Raw genomic sequence first — 22,072 nt, forward strand, 5'->3', positions numbered from 1 at the left:
TTGATTTGAACGAAGTTGCATCACATACAATTGCCATATCTCCATGGCAAGATTTTAAAGAAATCACAAAAATGCGATTATCGATTAGCGTTGTCTTTTCTAGTGTCGCTGGATATTTTCTTGGTACTTCTGAAATAGACTGGGCTGTAGTAGTAATGCTAGCGGTAGGTGGCTATTTTATGGTAGGGGCTTCAAATGCATATAATCAGGTGCTTGAACGTGATTTAGATGCTTTAATGGATCGTACTAAAAATAGACCTGTTGCTTCAGGGCGTATGTCTGTGAAGACTGCACTGGGAATTGCTATTTTATTTACAGTATTAGGGCTCGTGACATTATTTTATATTAATCCTCAGACGGCTATGTTTGGTGGGATTTCTATATTTATGTATGTATTGCTCTATACACCACTTAAAACAAAAACGCCACTTTCGGTTTTTGTAGGTGCTTTTCCAGGAGCGATTCCTTTTATGTTGGGATGGGTAGCAGCTACCAATGATTTTGGAATAGAACCTGGAACATTATTTATGATTCAATTTTTCTGGCAATTTCCTCACTTTTGGGCAATAGGCTGGTTTTTATTTGATGATTATAAAAAAGGAGGGTTCTTTATGCTTCCTACAGGCAAACGAGATAAAGGGACCGCAGTACAGGTGATTTTATATACTATATGGACGATCCTTATTTCGATAGTACCTGCATTTGGTGTTACTGGTGGATTATTTTTATCGCCTATAGCAACAATTGTTGTTGCTGGTTTAGGATTGTTTATGTTGTACTGGGCAATTAAGCTATACCAAAAAAGAGATGCTCCTACAGCAAAAAAATTAATGTTGTCTAGTGTGACATATATAACGCTACTTCAAATTGTATTTGTAGTAGATAAATTTTTAAGATAATGGATTACACAGCAGGAACAGAAAAATACAAACAAGATCGAGCAAAGAAGCAAATGCTTTGGTTTGGGATTATTAGTTTGTGTATGACGTTTGCAGGTCTTACAAGTGCATATATTGTAAGTATGGAGCGTAAAGATTGGTTAGATAACTATGAATTCCCGCTATCACTTATCATTTCTACAGTTGTAATTGTAGTGAGTAGTATTACCATACAATTAGCAAAACGTTTTATTACTACCAATAAAAGACAACTAGGAACGCTACTGTTAGTAGCAACATTGGTGTTAGGATTTGTGTTTGTAGGATATCAATACCAAGGAATATTTACAGAATTAACAGGTCAAGGTTATTTTGTAACTGGTGAATCAAGTAACATTACCACTACATTTTTGTTCTTAATTGTTGCGGTACATATAGCTCATGTTATAGCAGGAATGATTGCGCTGATTACTGTTGTTATAAATCATATACGAGGGAAGTATTCTAAAGAAGATCATTTAGGATTAACATTAGGAGTTACATTCTGGCACTTTTTAGGAGTGCTATGGATATTCCTATTTTTACTATTATATTTTACAAAGTAAAAGTAAGGTTCTGGTGGGCTTATAGTCAGTTTATTAAGGGCTTAAAAGAATTCTGAAAATAAAAGCTATATAAACCCATTATAAATCCTAATTTTATCTTTGAAATACGCATAGAAAATACCTATTTTTGCAAACGATAAATTAACCAAAATGTCACTATGGACGCTACTGTAACAAATACAACAAGCGAAGGTAAAACTTGGGGCGGCGGAAACAAGCCTCTAAAAGCAAGCTACGGAAAGTTAATGATGTGGTTTTTCATCGTATCTGATGGATTATCTTTTTCAGGATTTCTTGCTGCTTATGGCTTTTCTAGATTTAAATTTATAGACTCTTGGCCTATTGCTGATGAAGTGTTTACTCACTTTCCTTTCTTACATGGTGTGCCTGCACCTATGTATTATGTGGCATTCATGACATTTGTTCTTATTATGTCATCAGTAACTATGGTACTTGCCGTAGATGCTGGACATCACATGAAAAAGAATAAAGTGATCATTTATATGTTCCTTACTATTATAGGAGGAGCAGTTTTTGTTGGATCACAAGCATGGGAATGGGCTACATTTATCAAAGGAGATTATGGAGCTGTAGAGACTAAAGGAGGTAAAATATTACAATTTTTAGATGCTGAAACTGGTAAGCGAGTAGCGCTTGCAGATATAGCGACAACAATTCCTTCCGTAAGAGAACAGCACGAACGTAAGAATGGAATTTGGTATGATTCAGAAGGAGCATTACCTACATTTTCAGTAGAAGAAATAAAAGCTGGATTTGCTGCAAACCCTAATTTATTGATTAGAGTTCAAGATTTAGTTCCAGACATAGAAGCATTAAAAGCTTCAGAAGACCCAACAAAACTAGCAAAAGCTGCATCATTAGAAAAGACACTAGTGAATGTAGATGGAATAGGTGAAAAGTCTATTTTGAATAGAGAACAATCATTACTTCGTTTAAATCGAGATGCCGTAGGTGTTGTAGAAGGTGCAAACCTCAAGCATAACGAATATGGGACTCCTTTATTTGCAGATTTCTTTTTCTTTATTACAGGTTTTCACGGTTTTCACGTATTTTCAGGAGTTTTAATTAATATCATTATTTTCTTCAATGTAGTACTTGGAACGTATGAGCGTAGAGGTCACTATGAAATGGTGGAGAAAGTAGGACTATATTGGCACTTTGTCGATTTAGTATGGGTATTTGTATTTACCTTCTTTTACCTTGTATAATTTTATTCCCGTGAAGATGGGAATCTCAATAAAGTATATATCATAGAATAGTTGAAAAGATATTTTAAAAATGGCACACGAACATAAATTAGAAATATTTAGAGGACTTTTAAAATTTAAGTCTAACGTAACAAAAATCTGGGGAGTACTTATTGTACTGTCTATTGTGACTGCGATAGAAGTATGGTTAGGTATCGTTAAGCCAGAATCTCTTACAGAAAACACATTTATAAGAATGAAACTCCTTAACTGGATTTTCATTATCCTAACCATATTTAAAGCATACTACATTACTTGGGACTTTATGCACATGCGTGATGAAGTAAAAGGACTGCGTAGGGCTGTAGTATGGACAGGAGTATTCTTGATTTTATATCTAGTCTTTATCTTACTAACAGAAGGAGACTATATTTTTAATGTATACGATACAGGATTCCAAAGCTGGGATTTTTAATATAATTGAAAAGCGGTTTTTATAACCGCTTTTTTTAGCACTACACTCAATGCGTATTTCTAATTAAATATACTAAAGTGTATATAGGTGTTATAAAAGATAGTACTATGAAATAAGCATAAATAAAATTAATTTTTTATTTATCAATCGTAATAATTAAACTTTTATGCGAACCTGCCTGGCGGTAGGGAGGAGCAGAGCGATTGATCGAATCAATTTTTTTTATTTTTTATTTCATTTTAATAAAATAAAAATTTGAAATAGATGAAAAAGAAATTAGTGCTTATTGCGCTTTTTGTTTTGCCCATTGTGGCCTATTTATTTTTCTCTTCAGGGATATACAACTTTGCAAAGCTGCCTATCATTACAGAAAAAGTAGCTGATGTAACCACAGTAACAAATCGAGAGATTAAAACACCTAGCCATTCTTCAAAAACGCCTTTAACTTTAAAAGATCATGTCTCTATAGTAGGATACTTAGGCGATAATCTTACGTCAAACATAGGATATACAGCAAACCTTAATTTGATGATCTATAAGTATTTTGTGAAATATGAAGATTTTCAAATGATCCTTTTTGTATCTCCAGGAAGTGAGCAAGTGATTAATGATTTGAAAACTGAATTAGGTAGAATCTTTGATGTGACAAAAATACGTTTTGTACAAGCTTCTAAAGAACAAGCAAGAACCCATTTTGAAAGCTTAGGAACCTCATTAAGTCTATCTCCTAATGGAAGTCATCCTAATGTGTTTGTCATAGATAAAGCGCTGACATTACGATCTGGGCATGAAGAAAAAAAACCTAACGGATACGGCTATGATATGACACAGGCTGTAGAAATGGGGTATATGAAAGATGATATTAAAATATTGCTAGCGGAATATAGATTGGCACTCAAAAAAAATAACAATGCTAGCGATAAAATAGAACAACGTAGAGAAAAGAAATAATGCGTAAGAATACATACATAGGGATTGCTTTTGTAGTACTTATTTTTGGGATTATTTTTATTCCTAAAATCTTTAAAAGATATGCAAATGATGATGTGGTAAGAGGAGGGCGCATGCATGCAATAGGAGAATCTGAAGAACTATCAGAAGATGAGCTTCTATATGTTATGGTTAATAAGAAAGAGAAAAAAGTACCTGCTTTCAAATTTATAGACCAAAATAAAGACACAATCTCTGATAAAGATTATAGAGGGAAAGTATTTCTTGTGGAGTTTTTCTTTACGCGATGCACCGATATTTGTATCCCTATGAATCATAATCTGCAAGCTATTGCAAAGATGTATGAAGAAAATCCTAATTTTGGTATTGCCTCTTTTTCTATAGATCCAGAACATGACACACCAGATGTTATGAAAAAATATGCCGAAGATTATGGAGTGACTAACCCTAACTGGCATTTTATGACAGGAGATCGTTCAGATATATTAAAACTATCTAATGAAGGGTTCTACCTTGCAACCAATACCGAAGATGATCTAGATAACGGATTATATCATTCAGGGCTTTTTGCATTAATAGATCAAAACGGTTTCATTCGTTCTAGATCTGATGGTTATGGAAATCCTAAACCTTATTATAGAGGATCTGTTCCTATGGATGCAACCGTAGCAGAAGGAGAAGAAGCTTCGGAAATAGACATACTTATAGAAGATATTAAAAAACTATTGGAAAAATAATGAGCACAGATCTTTCAGATAAAGAAAAGAAATATCAAAAATGGATTGTCGTACTATCTATTGTAATTCCGCTAGCAGTAGCAGCGTTATTTGGTGTTAAGCTTAAAGATTATGGGGTTGATGTAGAACCACTTACTTTTTTGCCTCCCATTTATGCAACTATTAATGGACTTACAGCGATTGTATTAGTATTGGCAGTCCTGCAGATTAAGAAAGGGAATCGTAAAATGCATGAACGACTCATGAAATTTGCGATACTCCTTTCAGTATTGTTTTTGGTGATGTATGTAGCTTATCATATGACGTCAGATTCTACACCATATGGAGGAGAAGGAACTATACGATATCTATATTTCTTTATTCTAATTACACATATTGTACTCTCTATTGTGATTATTCCGTTAGTGCTTTTTACGTATGTAAGAGCACTTGCAGAACGCTTTGATAAACATAAGAAATTAGCAAAGATTACATTTCCTATTTGGTTATATGTAGCTGTTACAGGAGTGATCGTGTATCTTATGATTTCACCCTATTATGTACATTAGAATGGTATGAGAATTAAAAAAAATATCATTATTGTTTTTATGATTTTTGTTTCCGCTTTCGCGAAAGCAGAGACAGTAGCACCCACTACATTATTGAATCCTCAATGTGCTATGTGTCGAGCTGTTCTAGAATCTGAAGAAGATAATAGCACAGCTAAAGGAATAAATAATGGGATTAAATACCTTATGATTATTCCGTATATATTAGTAGGTGGTGTTTTTTACTTTATCTATAAATCCAGAAAAAAAGATAAAGAAATGGGTTCTGAAGATTCTTTTTCAGAAAACTAATAAAGAAGTATTGTAACACAATTCTAAAAGGATAGTCTATACTCCCGAGAGGTATTTATAATCAATTGTTATTTATATCGTTTTTGTCAAACTGTTTGTAAGGAGAATCCTTTTAAATAGTGGTATTAACACCAATTTCACACAATTTTAGCTTTTCATTACTAATATTGTGCAATCAAAGTGTAGACTATGATCCAAATTAAAGATTTACATAAATCATATCAAATGGGGAGTAACTCACTCCACGTTTTGAAAGGCATTGACTTTAACGTAAAACAGGGAGAGTTGGTCTCTATTATGGGGTCTTCTGGCTCTGGTAAATCTACGTTGCTCAATATACTTGGAATGCTGGATGAAGCAGACCTTGGGTCGTACACATTAGATAATGTACCAATTAAAAACCTTAATGAAAAAGTAGCGGCTCAGTATCGAAACAAATTCTTAGGTTTTATTTTTCAATCGTTCAATCTTATTAATTATAAAAATGCCTTAGATAATGTGTCTATGCCTTTATATTATCAAGGCATGAAACGTAAGGAACGCACAGACAAAGCATTACATTATTTAGAAAAAGTAGGACTTGCAGATTGGGCGACACATCTTCCAAGTGAGCTTTCTGGAGGTCAGAAGCAACGTGTTGCCATCGCTAGAGCACTTGCAAGTGATCCTAAAGTATTACTCGCCGATGAACCTACAGGAGCATTGGATACAAAAACTTCATATGAAGTAATGGAACTTATACAAGGGATTAACGATGAAGGAAAAACAATACTTGTGGTAACACATGAGCCAGATATAGCAGAAATGACCAAACGTATTGTAAACCTTAAGGATGGTCGAATTATAGATGATAGACCTGTAAAACAAATACTAGCAAAGCATCATGTTTGATATAGAACGCTGGCAAGAGATTTTTGAAACACTGGGAAAAAACAAACTCCAGACGTTTTTGACAATGGTGTCTGTATTTTCAGGAGTACTTATTCTTATTATTCTTATAGGGTTTAGTACAGGTATTCAAAATGGGGTGCGTAGTGAGTTTGAGCAAGATGCTACTAATAGAATTGCGATCCGCCCAGGTATCACAACCAAAGAATATAAAGGACTCAATCCCGGTAGACGTATTCAAATGCGTAATGCCGATTTTGAAGAGATAAATACGAAGTACGAGGACGATATTGAATATAAAACAGGTATTTATAATATCTGGGGAGGACAAACTACGTACGGTAAAGAATCTGGTAATTACCGTATAGAAGGATCGTATCCAGATCAGCAGTTTATTGAAAATGCAAGTATGGTTGCAGGACGTTTCCTCAATCAAGACGATATGGATGAGTCTCGCAAAATTGCTATTATCGGAAATCAAATAAAACGAGATTTGTTTAAGGATAAAGAAGCCGTAGGCGAAACGATTAAAATTTTTGATATCAATTTTAAGGTCGTTGGTGTATATACAGATCCAGGAGGAGAACGAGAAGAAACACGTGTGTTTATTCCGTTGCCTACAGCTCAAAAAGTATTTAATGGTGGAGATAGAATACGTTCTATGGCATATACCGTAAATATGTCTGAAAATTTTGAAGAAGCAGTTGCATTATCACAAGTTTTATCAGAAAATTTTGAAACTGATCTTAAAGCAAAATATAGTGTTGCGCCAGATGATCGTAGTGCTTTTAGAGTCAATAATACATTAGAACAAGCGCGTAAAATTTATAGCCTTATAGATACCATTAGTGCTGTGTTTTGGTTTATAGGATTAGGAACTATCATTGCAGGAGTGGTTGGTGTAGGAAATATTATGCTTATTGTAGTAAAAGAACGAACCAAAGAAATAGGAGTGCGCAAAGCATTAGGAGCGCTCCCTAGTTCGATCATAGGAATGATTTTGCAAGAAGCTATTTTTATTACGGCTATTGCAGGATTTACAGGATTATTTGTAGGAGTTATAGCGCTTAATATCGCAAGTCCATTTATAGATAGTGATTTTATCAAATTTCCAAGAGTCGATTTTGTGACTTCAATCACCATTGTGCTTATCATCATTTTTGCAGGAGCACTTGCGGGCTATTTTCCGGCAAGAAGGGCCGCTAATATTAAACCTATAGAAGCACTGAGGGATGAATAATAGTAAATGTTATGTATACGCTTTCGCGAAAGCGTACTAAAAAATATAAAAGATGTTTAATAAAGAACGTTGGTCAGAAATACTGGAAGCTTTAAACGCAAATCGTTTCAGAACGATGCTTACTGCTTTTGGTGTTTTTTGGGGAATCTTAATCTTGGTCTTGTTACTTGCAATGACGACAGGATTACGAAATGGAGTAACATCTGATTTTGGAGACTTTGCTACCAATTCTATCTTCATGTGGGGACAGAGTACATCAAAACCTTATAAAGGATTGCCTAAAGGTCGTAGAGTGCAATTTAAGCTTGAAGATGTAGCAATGCTTAAAGAGCAAATGCCAGAACTTAAATATGTGTCGCCTCGTAATCAATTAGGTGGATATCAAGGCGCTAATAATGTAGTTCGAAATGATAAAACTGGCGCTTTTAGTGTCTCTGGAGATTATCCAGAATTTATCCAACAACAACCTATGGATATTACGGCTGGTAGGTTTTTGAGTTATTCAGACATCAATGAAAAACGAAAAATAGCAGTGATAGGGAAAGATGTGGTAAAAGCATTGTATGATTATGGTGAAGATCCGATAGGAACTTATATTAAGATTAACGGTGTTAATTTTATGGTTACAGGTGTGTTTAAATCAACGAATAGTAATGGAGATGATGAAGAAGATGCCAATACTATTTTTGTACCCTTTACTACATTTTCACAAGCATTTAACCGTGCTGACAATGTAGGATGGATGGTACTTACGGCTCATGATAATGTAAGTATTACGGAGTTGAAACCACGTATTTTAGATGTGATGCGAAGACAACGTACGATTGCTCCCGATGATAGACGAGCGATTGGGAATTTTGATAGAGCTGAAGCTTTTGGCCGTATCAATGGTCTTTTTGATATTCTTACATTGGTAGGGTATATCGTAGGTGCATTAATATTACTCTCAGGGGTGATAGGAATTATTAATATCATGCTTATCGTAGTAAAAGAACGCACAAAGGAAATTGGAGTTCGAAGAGCATTAGGTGCGAGTCCTTGGAATATCAGGACACAAATCTTGCAAGAATCTATGGTACTTACCATGCTGTCAGGTATGTTTGGAGTTGCTGTAGCAGCCGGTGGAATATGGCTTATGAACTATTTTTTAGGCCCTTCAGGTTCGGTAGAAAATTTTGCAAACCCATCAGTACACGTAAGTATTGCTTTTATCGCACTTCTGATTCTTATTGTTTCGGGCCTTATAGCAGGATTAATACCGGCAATTAAAGCAACACAAATCAAACCAATAGATGCATTACGCATCGAATAATACGAATAGAGTTCAATCAATCAATAATAGAATCATATGAAAAGAACGGGAACCATCATCATTTTAGCACTTATAGTTATAGTGTTTTCAGCAGGTATCTGGTATTTGTGGATGAAGGATAAACAAGATCCTGTTGTGTATAAAACAGAACAGGCTAGTACTAAAACCATCGTAAAAAAGACGGTAGCTACTGGAAGTATTGTTCCTAAAGAGGAAGTGCTTATTAAGCCTAATATTTCAGGGATTATAGATGAAATATATGTAGAGGCGGGAGATCAGATTAAAGCGGGAGATCTTATTGCAAAAATTAAAGTAGTCCCTAATGCTTCGTCACTTACAAATGCAAAAAATAATATTGCAAGTGCACGTACAGCAGTGCAAACCGCTAAACTTGCTTTTGAAAATCAAAAAAGTATCTACAATCGTCAGAAATCATTGTTTGATAAAGGTGTGATTTCTGCAAATGATTTTGATGGTATTGAAAATGCCTATAATCAAGCAGATCAGCGTGTAAAGCAAGAACAGGTTAGTTTAACAAGTGCTTTGCAAAATTATGACATCATAAAAACGGGTACGACAAGTGGTCTTGGAGCAGCTGCGACAACACAAGTGCGTTCTACCATCACAGGAATGATTTTAGATGTTCCAGTGAAGACAGGAAATCAGGTGATTGAGGCAAATAATTTCAATGACGGTACTACTATTGCAACACTGGCCGATGTGGATAAGATGATTTTTGAAGGTAAGGTGGATGAAAGTGAAGTTGGAAAAATAAAAGAAGACTTACCATTGGAGATTACTGTAGGTGCTATTGAAAATATGAAATTTGATGCTGTGCTAGATTATATCGCACCTAAAGGTGTAGCAGAAAATGGTGCAATACAATTTGAGATCAAAGGAACATTAGCTAAGATAGATTCTACTACATTTATCAGAGCAGGACTTAGTGCAAATGCAAGTATTATCTTGGCAAAAGCAGATTCAGTACTTGCCATCAAAGAGGCTTTAGTACAATATGATCCAAAAACAAAGAAACCTTTTGTAGAAATAGAGACTGGAAATCAGCAATTTGAACGTCGAGATTTAGAACTTGGAACTAGTGATGGTATCTTTGTAGAAATAAAAGAAGGGGTTTCTAAGGATGATAACATCAAAATTTGGAATCAAATCAAAGCGCCACAAGGATTTGGTAGAAGAGGTTAGGTTACTATAAATCCAGTCTGAGTACGCTTTCGCGAAAGCGTATAAAAATTAATTAACATTTTTTGTAACATAAACACGTTTCAATAGTCATATTGGACATCAATCGATATTATGAGAAAATTATTCATTATATGTTTTAGTCTATTCATTTCTGCAGTAGGATTTGCTCAGAATAAAAAATGGACTCTACAAGAGTGTGTGCAATATGCTTTAGATAATAATATTACGATAAAACAAGCTGAAGTTGCACTATTAAATACAACCCTTGATAAATCTGATGCAGAAGGTGCTTTTGTGCCAACAGTTAATGGAAGGGCAAGTGTATCTGAAAACACAGGTTTAAGTTTCAACCCAGTAACAAATCAACCACAAACCGTAACAACCTTAAATGCAACAGGAGGTATAAATGTAGGATATACATTGTTTGATGGGCTTCGAAATATTCGTCAATTACAACGAGCAGATTTAGCAAAAGTAGCTTCAGAGTTTAATCTTTCTAAAGCAAAAGATGATATCGCATTATTTGTAGCTAATGCTTTTCTAGATATTATTTTAAATAAAGAAAACTTGAAAACAATTCAGGCTCAAAATGCAATTACGTTAGAACAAATAGAAAGAACGCAAGAACTTGTAGATGGAGGTGTATTGCCGGAGGGAGATTTATTAGAAATTAGAGCAACGGCAGCTTCAGAAAGACAACGTATTGTTGCTGCTGAAAATTCAGTAATTCTTTCTAAAATTAATCTGGCACAATTACTTGCTGTAGAAAATTACCGAGATTTTGATGTAGTAGATGGGAGTTATTCAATTTTTGGAGAAGAGATTGTAAACTCTCCTGTAGAATCTATTATTGATAGTGCAAAAGAAAATCGTTATGAAATTAAAATTGCAGAACAAAATCTTGAGATTGCAAAGAAAGATTTACAGATAAGTAAAGGAGCTCGATATCCTACACTTTCTGCTTTTTTCGGATATGATACACGATTTACAACAAATGATTTTATTGATATTCCTTTTAGAACTCAGTTATATACTAATGACGGTATTAACTATGGGTTAAGTCTTAATGTTCCTATTATTAATGGCTTTGGAGTGCGTAATGCAATAAAACGTAGTAAACTGAATATTGAAAATAATGAGATCGCAGTAAAACAGGCAAAGCTTGATTTAGAGTCTACCGTATACCAATCATATACAGCGGTAAAAGCGGCTAAAGAAAGCTATGAAGCAGCCAAAGTTGCTTTAGAGTCTCAGCAATTAGCTTATGAATATGCAAAGCTTAGATATGACGTAGGTCGTACAAATGCGTTTGATTTTAGTCAGTCAAAACTACGTTATGATAACGCACAGATTGAATTAACACGATCAAAATACGATTATATATTCCGTATTAAAGTACTGGAACTCTATTATGGAGTGCCAGCGACAGAACTTAAATTCTAACCAAAATGAGTAGAAAAGTAGTATTTATCCTTTTAGGATTAATTGTAATAGTTATTTTAGGATTAATTGGACTTAGTAAGTCTGGTATCATAAAAAACGGAAAAAAAGGTAAAGAAGTTGAAACAGAACTAGTAGAACGAGCTACTATTATAGAAACTGTTGCTGCAACTGGAAAAATACAGCCAGAGGTAGAAGTGAGTATATCTTCAGAAGTATCTGGAGAGATTATTGAACTTCCTATTAAAGAAGGGCAGGATGTAAAGAAAGGAGATCTACTAGTACGTATTAATCCAGACTTAGTACAAGGGGCACTTAATCAAGTTCAAGCTTCATTACAAAGTGCACGTTCTGGACTTGCACAAGCGGAAGCAAGTTTAAATGTAGCAAAACTAAATTTTGATCGTAATAAGCCTTTATTTGATAAAGGAGTTATATCAAGGGCAGATTTTGATAGAGCACAATCAGATTATGAAGTAGCGCAGGCAACAAAACAAAGTGCGTATTATAATGTACAGAGTGTTGCTGCACAAGTAAAACAAGCACAGGATAACTTAGGTCGTACAGCGATATTTGCTCCTAGAGATGGGACTATATCAAAACTTAGTGTAGAACTAGGAGAACGCGTAGTAGGAACTGCGCAAATGACAGGAACTGAAATTGTAAGAGTTGCAAACCTTGCAAATATGGAAGTAGAAGTTGATGTAAATGAAAATGATATTGTAAAAATAGAGGTAGGAGATTCTACAATAGTAGAAGTAGATGCTTATTTGAAGAAAGAATTTAAAGGAATTGTTACAGAAATAGCAAATTCGGCAGAGTCAACATTAACTGCAGATCAAGTAACAAACTTTAAAGTAAAAGTGCGTATCCTTGAAGAATCGTATAGAGATCTTTTAGAAGGTAAATCGGAAACATACTCTCCTTTTAGACCTGGAATGACTGCAACTGTAGATGTAATTACGAAGAAAAGAGAGAATAGCATTGCAGCACCTATTAGCGCAATTGTTGTAAAGTCAGATACGAGTGCCACAAAGAAAGATAAGCCTAAAAAGGATATTAAAGGAGATGATAAAAAGTTTGAATGTGTCTTTGTTAAAAATGGAGACAAAGCAAAACTTAAAGTAGTCACCACTGGAATTCAAGATGACTCTAATATTGAAATTTTATCTGGATTAGATGAAGGAGATGAAATCATTACGGGGCCTTATAATCTTGTAACTAAAAGACTAAAGACAGGAGATCTAGTACAGGTTAAAGAGGATGAAGAATCTAAAAATGAAACAGACGAATAATGATGTCTAACATATTATGTATAGAGACAGCCACCACAAATTGTTCGGTGGCTTTGTCTATTTATGGAGAGCAAAGCGTGTTGCAAGAAGATAATGATGTGAAATATTCTCATGCAGAACGTCTACATCCATACATAGAAAAAGTGTTGAGTGAAGCAAACATTGAAAAGAATGAGCTTACAGCTATTGCTATAAGTAAAGGTCCTGGTAGTTATACAGGATTACGTATAGGGGTCTCAGCGGCCAAAGGATTATGTTATGCTTTAGGAATACCTCTTATCTCTATTTCAACATTAGAGTCTTTGTCTTATAAAGTTAGTTGTAATGAAGGTGAGTACATTATACCAATGCTAGATGCGCGTAGAATGGAGGTGTATAGTGCTGTTTTTGATGCAAACCATCATCAAGTTAGAGCTACGGAAGCTCAGATTTTAGAAGAAAATTCTTTTATTGACTACCTCGAGAAGGGAAAAGTGTATTTTGTAGGCAATGGCGTGTCAAAGTTTGAAGAAATTTGTAAGCACCCTAATGCTGTTTTTGTAAAAAATACATTGCCTTCAGCGGCAGAAATGACCAAGCTGGCAGAAGCTAAAAATAAGCTAAGTGATTATGAAGATGTGGCCTATTTTGAGCCTTATTATCTTAAAGATTTTATTGCTGGAATACCTAAGAAAAAATAATCAAAAAGTAATATCATAAAAAAGCTCCTATGTCTAAACCATAGGAGCTTTTTAGCGTTATAAAATGTTGTTTTTATCCTTCTTTTTGAATCTCAACAGCGTGAGGGTAAGGAATCTCAATACCAGCCTTATCTAATTCTATCTTACAGTTTTCAATCGTTTGGAAGTATACATCCCAATAATGCTCTGGCGTAGCCCATGGTCGTACCATATAATTTACAGAACTATCAGCTAGTTCTCCCATATTAACTGTAGGAGCAGGGTCTTTTAAGACTTTATCTTGAGAAGTCATAGCTCTCATAAGTGCTTCTTTTGTCTCTTTTATATCTGCATCATAAGCAACACCTATCGTAAGATCGACACGTAACTGTCCTAATTCTGTGTAGTTTTTTATGTTGCCATTAGATAATGCCCCGTTAGGAAGAATGGCTAATTTATTTCCAGGAGTAGCCAGTTTTGTGGTGAAAATTTGAATCTCAGAAACAACACCTACTTCTCCTTGTGCTTCTATTAAATCACCTACTTTAAATGGTCTGAATAACATAATAAGAACTCCACCTGCAAAGTTAGATAAAGAGCCTTGTAATGCAAGACCTACAGCAAGACCTGCTGCGGCAAGAATAGCAGCAAAAGAAGCAGTGTCAATACCTAATTGGCCTAGTATGGCTATAATCAATAAAACCAGCAAAATGGATCTGAGAAGATTAGAAAGAAATTTTTCTAAAGTCTCATCCATATTTTTGTTCTTCTTGAGCATTTTCTTGAAGACCTTCATGATGATGTTGATAATCCATTTTCCAATAATCCATATGATAATTGCCATAATGATTTTGGTACCATACTCAATACCATATTCTAAGGCAGTTTCTGTCCAATCTTTAGCTTCTTGTGCTTTTTGTTCTATTTGCATTGTGTGAATGTTTATTTGTTATTATAAAAATAAGAAAAATACCAAGCGTTCTTTTAAGAGGTATGGTTTTAAATACCTTGTAAGTCAAATGTATGTGTATATCGACATATTTGTGTCGTATATCTATAAATTTCGATATTCTTTACTTATTTATGATTTAATAAGCGCTAATGCCTCTGTGATACTTCTCACTGGAAGCTTGCATGCATTATTAACACAAACATAAATGAGTGTTTCATTTTTGAGATAACGTCCTTCAAAAATCTCCTGTGTGCTTTCTGAAGTGCTAGCCGCTATTAACTTATTCGGAATGTAATGAGTGTTTAACTCCGTAAGAACTTCTTTAGCATTAGGTCCTACTATCACAATCTCATAATAAGGATTCGTATAATTAAGATATAAATCTAACCAGTTACTAAAAGCCGTTGGAGATTGATCTATTTCTGGTTGCATATTATTGAGCATTGCTGCTGCCGTTTGCGTATATGATTTATCTAGATAATAGTGAGAGAGTGTGAAAATATTTTTTGCCATCATAGAGTTGGATGCAGGGATCACTTTATCTATATACGCTATATTCCGGCTTATTAAATCGGTGTCTTCATCAGATGTAAAAAAGAACATGCTATTTTCTTTATTCTGAAAATGCACAAATGCATAATCTGTAAGTTGTTTTGCTTTTTCTAACCAGAAAGTATCTGTAGTTACTTCAAATAAAGCGATAAAAGCATCTATAGTACTGGCATAATCTTCAAGATACCCATTGATGGTACTCTTCCCGTTCTTGTAGTTTCGATTTAGGCCACCATCTTTGCGTATCATGTTGTCAACAATAAACGAGGCATTTTTAAGTGCGATCTCTAAGAATTTCTGATCGTTAAAAACCCGATAGGCATCAACGTATCCTTTGGTCATGAGGCTATTCCAACCGGTTAGAATTTTATCATCTAGGCGAGGTCTTTCTTTATTGCTTTCGCGAAAGCGTACTAAGACCTCTTTCCATTGATTTCTTTTTTCTTTAAGATCAGCAATTGAAATCCCATGTTCTTTTACAAAATTTACATCTGAATCTTTACGAATTAAAACATAATGGTCTTTTTCCCATATTCCAAAGTCATTGATGTTGTAATAGGAAGCAAAAAGATCATACTCTTCTTTTAAGAGTGTTTTTAAGGTTGCTTCTGTCCAAACATAATAAGCACCTTCTTCAAGTTCGCCTTCTGGGGTGAGGCTATCAGCATCTAGAGCGCTGTAAAACCCTCCTTCTTCGGTAGTCATTTCACGAGCGATATAGGCTAATGTTTGGTAGACAGTTTCTTTATAAAGTTCTTTTTGAGTACGTAAGTATGCATCACTATAGAGGCTTACAAGTTGTGCATTGTCATAGAGCATTTTTTCAAAATGTGGAATATGCCATTTTTTGTCTGTACTATACCTTGCAAATCCTCCGCCTATTTGATCTTGGATGCCTCCATATGCAATTTTCTCTAGTGTGGTATTTACGTAGTTAAGGATCGTGCTATCTTGGGTTTGATGGCCATAACGTAATAAGAATTGATAGTTATTAGGCATCATGAATTTAGGAGCTCTATCAATGCCGCCTTCTTGGGTATCCCAATATTTTGACCATGTGCTAAGGGATGCTATAATAAGTTCCTCTTCAAATATTGGTTTGTTAGGATTTGGAGTTACAATATCTCTCGTTTTGATGCCAGATGCAAGTTTATCTGCAAATTCTACTAATGCATTAGGACTTTCTTTAAATGCAGTTGCTACCTGTTCTAGAGAATTCATCCAGTCTTCTTTTGGGAAATATGTACCTCCCCATACAGGTCTTCCATCTGGTAAAGCAATAGCATTAAGAGGCCACCCACCAGCTCTACCTGTCATGAGTTCAACGGCACTCATATATACATTATCTACATCTGGACGTTCTTCACGATCTACTTTTATATTAATAAAATGATCATTCATAAAATTGGCAACCAGTGTGTCTTCAAAACTTTCATGTTCCATGACATGGCACCAGTGACAAGATGAATAGCCAATACTTACTAAAATGAGCTTGTTTTCTTTTTTAGCAAGTGCTAATGTCTCTTCATTCCATGGTTTCCAATTTACAGGATTATGTGCATGTTGAAGTAAATATGGGCTAGTTTCCTGTATGAGGTCATTGGTATATGTATGCATATCAGATTCATTCTGGTTTTTGCAACTCCAGAATAGTATTAGTGTGAGTAACAATAAAAATTGTCTGTATATATTCATAGGAGTAAAAATACGAACAAAAAAAATCCTATCACGAGGATAGGATTTTTATATGATATGTTTTGTGACTTACTTTATTTCAAATGTAAGTCTAAGATTTACACGGTATTCTGTTACCTTATCTCCATCTACAACCGCACTTTGCTCTGCCACATATACAGATTTTATGTTTTTTACTGTTTTTGACGCTTGTGATACTGCATTTTGCGTTGCATCTTCCCAACTAGTTTTAGAACTAGATAGTACTTCTATAACTTTCATTACTGCCATAATTATCTTTTTTTGGTTTAAAAATTTATTGAAACTGTAAGTTACAAATAATCAATAAACTATGTGTAAAACAAGATTTAAAGTGATAATTATGCTGTAATTATGCTTTTCATCCTATCCATTTATCGCTTCAACGGCATTTATGCGACCAGGTAGCATTTGCTTAAGCATATTTTCAATACCGTTTTTAAGTGTGAATGTAGAAGAAGGACACCCACTACAAGCTCCTTGTAGAATCACAGATACATTTTTAGTTTTTTCATCGTAATTTTTAAATACAATGTTTCCTCCGTCACTAGCAACAGCCGGTTTTACATATTCTTCTATGATATTTACAATCTCCTTAGAGGTGTCATCAAGATTTTCAAAGGTAGCTTCAGCAATAGTCTCTACTTGTTGAGGTGTCTTAAGTTGCTCTGCAGTGATAATCTCTTTTCCATCTTGTATAAAGTTTCTTATAAACTCACGAGTTTCAGTAACAACTTCGTCCCAATTTGCCATTTCATATTTTTGAACACTTACATAGTTCTCATCCATAAAAACTTCTTTTACGAATGGGAAATGAAATAATGCTTTAGCTAGAGGTGCGTGAGCCGTATCATCTATTGTTTTAAATTCAAAAGGTGTTGTGACTAGCTTTTTATTTGCTACAAATTTTAAGGTAGATGGGTTTGGTGTACTTTCTGCATATACAGTAACGGGTACTTTTTTTGCAGCGATATCTTCAATGATAACAACGCCATTGTCATTAAGATAATCTTCTATTTGTTTAGAGACTTCATTTTGGATATCAATCCATTCTACAATATTATACTTTTCTATTGCCACAAAATTTTGAGCAATATATACGGTCTTTACAAAAGGAAGATAAAATAGTTGTTGTGCTAATGGAGAATTTGCAGCATCATCTATATTGTTAAACTCGTAACTATTATGGTTTACCAAAAATTGGTTTGCTTGAAATTTTTTTATTGCAGGATTTGAAGTTCCTTCAATAGTAATACTATATGTAGACATTACAATAATTTTTCTACAAAGGTAGGTATTATAGCTATTTATTACACTATAGAATATGTTCTTAAATAGAGGAGGAATCAACCTTAAAAAGTAAACATTAATGTTAAAAATGTATCTAATGATTCAATAAATAGATAAAATTGTCGTTATGCAATGCACAGGCGCCTAATATATGTTGTAATTTCCTATATTTACGCCCCCTTGAAAACTACATATTGATGAAAAGAATCCTACGTTTCTTACCATTACGAATAAATTTATGTCGCACATATTCATATGATGTGAATTTTTCTATATATGATAATAGGATATTTGAATTTGTATATGCGGTTTTCAATTACATAATGCCTGTTAAATCTGAACGCTTTAATACAAAAATTTATATATTTGAACGTTACAGAGCTTTCTGTACATCTTGTATTGTTATAAATGATTCGAAATTTAGATACAATACACTTGTGCTAAAGCCTGTGTTACAAAAAAAATAGTCCCATGAATCTAAAAAAATACTATATCATACTGGCATTGTTTTGCTCGCAATTTGTTGTTGCTCAGGAAGGTTTGCCGGTATTCTTAGATTATCTTCAAGATAACCTTTATCTGCTTCACCCTTCTATGGCTGGTGCTTCAAAAACAGCAAAGCTTAGAGGTACGGCACGTGGTCAATGGGCTGGTGTTGAAGATTCGCCTGCATTACAAACCATAAGTTTAAATGGTAGGATAGGAGAAAAAGTGGGTGTCGGAGGGATACTATTTAATGATAGGAATGGTTTTTTCTCTCAACAAGGAGTATATGCAACGTTTTCATATCATTTATTGCTTTCGCGAAATTATGTAGACCTTAATCAACTTTCATTTGGATTAAGTTTGGGAGTCTTACAAGGTAAACTAGATGAAACTAATTTTGATCTTACTGATTTTGACCCTGTGATTGCTGGTATTGAACAATCTGATTCGTATATAAATGTTGATTTCGGGATGTCTTATAATTTCTTAGATTTCTTTGCACACTTTACGGTGAAGAATGTACTTCCTGCAAACAGAGATATCTTTACAGAAGCATTTGAACCAAATAATCAACGTAGATATATTGTGTCTATGGGATATGTAATTTCTCCTAATTTTTCTGACTGGAGTTTTGAGCCTTCAGCCTTGTTCCAAGCGACAGAACGTACAGGAGAAGCAAATATTGATTTAAACGCAAAAGCATATTATAAATTAGATTGGGGTAGATTATGGGGAGGACTTTCGTATAGAAGAAGTCTTGATGGTGCAGAATTCACTCCAAACGGAGAAACTGTAGATATACAAAAAACACAATTTATTAGCCCATTTGTTGGGGGATCTTATGATAGATTCTTATTTGGATATACATATTCAAATCAAACAAACTCAGTAGTTTTAACAAACGGAGGATTTCACCAAGTAACATTAGGATATAACCTTGGAGAAAATAAAGATCCATATGATTGTAACTGTCCAGCTGTGAACTAATAAAAATGATAGTATAAAAAAGCCTCGTTTGTTATATAACAAACGAGGCTTTTTTATTGAATTATATGTCTTTTACTATAGCTTATTCATTTGATGCTATAAGCGCTAAAAATTTATCAAGATTTGGTAAAATGATAATACGAGTTCTTCGGTTTATAGATCTGTTCTCTTTACTATCATTTGGAACTATAGGCATATAGCTACTTCTTCCCGCAGCGATTAACTTGGCTGGATCTACTTGATAAGTGTTTTGTAACTCTCTAATAATAGCTGTAGATCGTTCTACACTAAGTTCCCAGTTGTCTTTGACATAAGCTCCGGGCTTTACAGACTGATCGTCCGTATGACCTTCTACCATTACTTCTATCGCAGGTTCAGAATTTACAACATCTGCAATTCGTTTAAGTAAGGCATTTGCTTCTTTATTAACTCTATAACTTCCTGACTTAAATAATAATTTGTCAGAAATAGAAATCATAACTACAGTTTCATCAATATCTATAGAAATATCATCATTTTCAATATCTTCTATGACATCACGGTCAAGATTGCGTTTAAGATTATGTGAAAGTGCTAAATTCATAGAATCTTCAAGCGTTTTGGCTTTTGAAAGTTCTGCTTGATCTACATTGGCCAATGTTGCTGCCATTCGTTTTTTGACATCATTTGATATCACAGCTCCATTACTTGTTCTGTCTAATTTCTGATCATTTGCTACGGTAAGTTCATTATTAATATCTTTTAAAGAATTAATTTTTGTATTATACTCTTCAACACGAGCTTGTATAGCGCCATATTTACTTTCTAATTCTTCTTTTTCTACTTTAGTTTTCGTTAGTGTAACCTTAGTGTTGTCATACTCCGACTGTAAAGCAACATACTTCTTTTTGGATACGCATGAAGCAAGAGATAGCGAGGTTATCGCAATAATTATAAACGTTTTTTTCATTTTAACTTGGGTTTTAATTGTTTTACTACTTTATGTCAGTAGTTCTTTGTTTATATATATTATACGTTTCAAGTAGTATATTTGGTTTTTACAAATTGTATTTAAAATAAAAAAACGTATACAATACTGTATACGCTTTTCATTTATAATGGAATATGGGTTTATTCCCAAGTATAATTTTTTTTCTTTGCTTGTGTTTTAATAGCTTCTACCATTGCATTACGTAACTGATTGTCGTCTTTTTTTGTTTGTGAAGCAACATATGCAACACGTTTACTATTAAGTTCTGCGATTTCTTTTTGTATCTGCTCTCTTTCTTTCCTTTTTGTAGCTATATATGCTTTGATTTCAGAAGTAGACTTTCCTTTAAGTTCATCAGGAAGATCTTTATCGTCTAATTTTTCATAGCTGAAATCTGCTTCTCCCTCAGCATCTACTAGATCCCAACTACTATTTTGATAAAAGTGTGAACTCTTACTAACGGCTCTTTTTACTGCGTTTGCTTGTCCATACTCATTTGCATTAGCATCTTGTTGTACTTGTAATGCCATTTTATCTTCCGCTAACCTTCCATAGCCAACATATGTATTGTTAAGTGCTTTGTTTTTTTCTAAAATGACTTGATCGTATGGAGAAGGGATATGTACAGTGCGTTTGTCATGGTTTATGGCAATGTACGTTCCTTTGGCAGACTCTGCGCCATCTTTCCAGTGGGTTTGGACTCCAGTATTATAATTTCCGCAAAAGATAGTGTTAATAGTTACGTCTTTCTCACACGCATTTAAAGATGCATCTTGGTAACGAACAGGGCCTTGGTCAAATGGTTCATTACCTGCTATAAAAATAAGATTCAAATCATTCTTATCTGTTCCCCAGTTTAATTGGTCTAATGATACTTGAATTACTTTGCCACAGTATTCATTTCCTCCATTGGTGGTAAGGCCAAATAAGCTCTTTGAAATCTCATCTAGGTCATTGCTAAATGCACTTACCTGCCTAATAAAACCTTCTTGTGCATTAAGCCTATCATTACCATATTCGTATAAAGCTATTTGTAAAGAGGGCTTACTTTCATGTTTGCATTTTGCATAAGAAAGTTCATTTACCAGCTCCCATAATTGTGATTTTGCTTGATCAATAAGGCCGTCCATGCTATTAGAGGTGTCCAATAAAAGAGCTACCTTAATAACATTTGTATCTGGTTCTAGATGAATTGTATTAGTATGATGTTGCTTTACTGCTGTTTGTTCTTTAAGGTCACTTTTAGGAGACGTATTAAAAATTGATGTAGCTAGTAGTAGCGATGTTATTAATAATGTTGCAGTCTTCATAATCGTTTGTATATTTTGATGAATATGATGTAAAACTAAAGACATAAAAAGAGGTTAAAAATTCAAAATGAGGGAACAGTTC

Annotated in this window: 22 protein-coding genes; 16 read left to right on the plus strand and 6 right to left on the minus strand. The window is 34.1% G+C overall.

All coding sequences use genetic code 11. The features are described from left to right. The first annotated feature begins 5 nt into the window (after window positions 1-5). The 15 genes from cyoE (at window position 6) to tsaB (ending at window position 13,751) form a co-directional block, all read left to right on the plus strand. Window positions 6-899 (plus strand): heme o synthase, encoded by an 894-nt coding sequence (gene cyoE / locus Q1A60_RS00375; RefSeq protein WP_363322559.1) that lies wholly within the window; start codon window positions 6-8, stop codon window positions 897-899. Beyond that, window positions 899-1,483 (plus strand): cytochrome c oxidase subunit 3, encoded by a 585-nt coding sequence (locus tag Q1A60_RS00380; protein ID WP_299762804.1) that lies wholly within the window; start codon window positions 899-901, stop codon window positions 1,481-1,483. Before cyoE ends, Q1A60_RS00380 begins: the two co-directional genes overlap by 1 nt. 158 nt (window positions 1,484-1,641) lie before the next feature. Beyond that, complete coding sequence (locus Q1A60_RS00385) at window positions 1,642-2,712, plus strand: cytochrome c oxidase subunit 3 (protein ID WP_299762806.1); 1,071 nt, start codon at window positions 1,642-1,644, stop codon at window positions 2,710-2,712. Between the two features lie 70 nt (window positions 2,713-2,782). Further along, the gene (locus tag Q1A60_RS00390; RefSeq protein ID WP_299762808.1) at window positions 2,783-3,166 is read left to right on the plus strand and encodes a cytochrome C oxidase subunit IV family protein; all 384 of its coding nucleotides are present in this window, start codon (window positions 2,783-2,785) and stop codon (window positions 3,164-3,166) included. A gap of 264 nt (window positions 3,167-3,430) precedes the next feature. Continuing rightward, entirely contained in the window at window positions 3,431-4,117 is a 687-nt protein-coding gene (locus tag Q1A60_RS00395; protein WP_299762810.1) for a hypothetical protein, read from the plus strand. After that, window positions 4,117-4,854, plus strand: coding sequence for an SCO family protein (locus Q1A60_RS00400; protein ID WP_299762812.1), 738 nt, complete (start codon window positions 4,117-4,119; stop codon window positions 4,852-4,854). The genes Q1A60_RS00395 and Q1A60_RS00400 overlap by 1 nt, the downstream gene beginning before the upstream one ends. Further along, window positions 4,854-5,402 carry a DUF420 domain-containing protein gene (locus Q1A60_RS00405; protein WP_299762814.1) on the plus strand — a complete coding sequence of 183 codons (549 nt, stop codon included), beginning with the start codon at window positions 4,854-4,856 and terminating at the stop codon, window positions 5,400-5,402. Before Q1A60_RS00400 ends, Q1A60_RS00405 begins: the two co-directional genes overlap by 1 nt. Window positions 5,403-5,408: 6 nt before the next feature. After that, on the plus strand, window positions 5,409-5,693 hold the full coding sequence (locus tag Q1A60_RS00410; RefSeq protein WP_299762816.1) for a hypothetical protein: 285 nt from the start codon (window positions 5,409-5,411) through the stop codon (window positions 5,691-5,693). Between the two features lie 189 nt (window positions 5,694-5,882). Beyond that, window positions 5,883-6,584, plus strand: coding sequence for an ABC transporter ATP-binding protein (locus tag Q1A60_RS00415; protein WP_299762817.1), 702 nt, complete (start codon window positions 5,883-5,885; stop codon window positions 6,582-6,584). Beyond that, window positions 6,577-7,821 carry an ABC transporter permease gene (locus tag Q1A60_RS00420; protein WP_299762820.1) on the plus strand — a complete coding sequence of 415 codons (1,245 nt, stop codon included), beginning with the start codon at window positions 6,577-6,579 and terminating at the stop codon, window positions 7,819-7,821. Before Q1A60_RS00415 ends, Q1A60_RS00420 begins: the two co-directional genes overlap by 8 nt. 52 nt (window positions 7,822-7,873) lie before the next feature. Then, on the plus strand, window positions 7,874-9,133 hold the full coding sequence (locus tag Q1A60_RS00425; RefSeq protein WP_299762822.1) for an ABC transporter permease: 1,260 nt from the start codon (window positions 7,874-7,876) through the stop codon (window positions 9,131-9,133). Window positions 9,134-9,169: 36 nt separating this feature from the next. Then, window positions 9,170-10,336 (plus strand): efflux RND transporter periplasmic adaptor subunit, encoded by a 1,167-nt coding sequence (locus tag Q1A60_RS00430; protein ID WP_299762824.1) that lies wholly within the window; start codon window positions 9,170-9,172, stop codon window positions 10,334-10,336. A gap of 111 nt (window positions 10,337-10,447) precedes the next feature. Beyond that, the gene (locus Q1A60_RS00435; protein ID WP_299762826.1) at window positions 10,448-11,779 is read left to right on the plus strand and encodes a TolC family protein; all 1,332 of its coding nucleotides are present in this window, start codon (window positions 10,448-10,450) and stop codon (window positions 11,777-11,779) included. Between the two features lie 5 nt (window positions 11,780-11,784). Next, on the plus strand, window positions 11,785-13,071 hold the full coding sequence (locus Q1A60_RS00440) for an efflux RND transporter periplasmic adaptor subunit (RefSeq protein WP_299762828.1): 1,287 nt from the start codon (window positions 11,785-11,787) through the stop codon (window positions 13,069-13,071). 2 nt (window positions 13,072-13,073) lie between these two features. Next, a complete protein-coding gene (tsaB, locus tag Q1A60_RS00445) occupies window positions 13,074-13,751 on the plus strand; it encodes a tRNA (adenosine(37)-N6)-threonylcarbamoyltransferase complex dimerization subunit type 1 TsaB (protein ID WP_299763768.1) in 678 nt (225 codons plus the stop codon). A gap of 73 nt (window positions 13,752-13,824) precedes the next feature. Here the strand turns inward: tsaB and Q1A60_RS00450 are convergent, their stop codons facing one another. From Q1A60_RS00450 to Q1A60_RS00465, 4 genes are all read right to left on the minus strand, one after another. Further along, window positions 13,825-14,661 (minus strand): mechanosensitive ion channel domain-containing protein, encoded by an 837-nt coding sequence (locus Q1A60_RS00450; RefSeq protein WP_299762830.1) that lies wholly within the window; start codon window positions 14,659-14,661, stop codon window positions 13,825-13,827. A 150-nt stretch (window positions 14,662-14,811) separates the two neighbouring features. Beyond that, on the minus strand, window positions 14,812-16,851 hold the full coding sequence (locus Q1A60_RS00455) for a thioredoxin domain-containing protein (protein ID WP_299762832.1): 2,040 nt from the start codon (window positions 16,849-16,851) through the stop codon (window positions 14,812-14,814). A 147-nt stretch (window positions 16,852-16,998) separates the two neighbouring features. Next, window positions 16,999-17,199 (minus strand): dodecin family protein, encoded by a 201-nt coding sequence (locus Q1A60_RS00460; RefSeq protein ID WP_089369580.1) that lies wholly within the window; start codon window positions 17,197-17,199, stop codon window positions 16,999-17,001. A gap of 114 nt (window positions 17,200-17,313) precedes the next feature. Beyond that, entirely contained in the window at window positions 17,314-18,216 is a 903-nt protein-coding gene (locus Q1A60_RS00465) for a NifU family protein (RefSeq protein ID WP_299762851.1), read from the minus strand. 492 nt (window positions 18,217-18,708) lie between these two features. Between Q1A60_RS00465 and Q1A60_RS00470 the strand changes: the two genes are divergently transcribed. After that, complete coding sequence (locus Q1A60_RS00470; RefSeq protein ID WP_299762853.1) at window positions 18,709-19,710, plus strand: type IX secretion system membrane protein PorP/SprF; 1,002 nt, start codon at window positions 18,709-18,711, stop codon at window positions 19,708-19,710. Between the two features lie 82 nt (window positions 19,711-19,792). On the opposite strand, the gene Q1A60_RS00475 is transcribed toward Q1A60_RS00470, so the two are convergent. Then, complete coding sequence (locus Q1A60_RS00475; RefSeq protein WP_299762855.1) at window positions 19,793-20,659, minus strand: OmpA family protein; 867 nt, start codon at window positions 20,657-20,659, stop codon at window positions 19,793-19,795. Between the two features lie 161 nt (window positions 20,660-20,820). Continuing rightward, on the minus strand, window positions 20,821-22,035 hold the full coding sequence (locus tag Q1A60_RS00480; RefSeq protein WP_299762857.1) for a vWA domain-containing protein: 1,215 nt from the start codon (window positions 22,033-22,035) through the stop codon (window positions 20,821-20,823). Window positions 22,036-22,072: the final 37 nt, after the last annotated feature.

This window comes from uncultured Dokdonia sp., from assembly GCF_947492535.1.
Classification (GTDB): domain Bacteria; phylum Bacteroidota; class Bacteroidia; order Flavobacteriales; family Flavobacteriaceae; genus Dokdonia.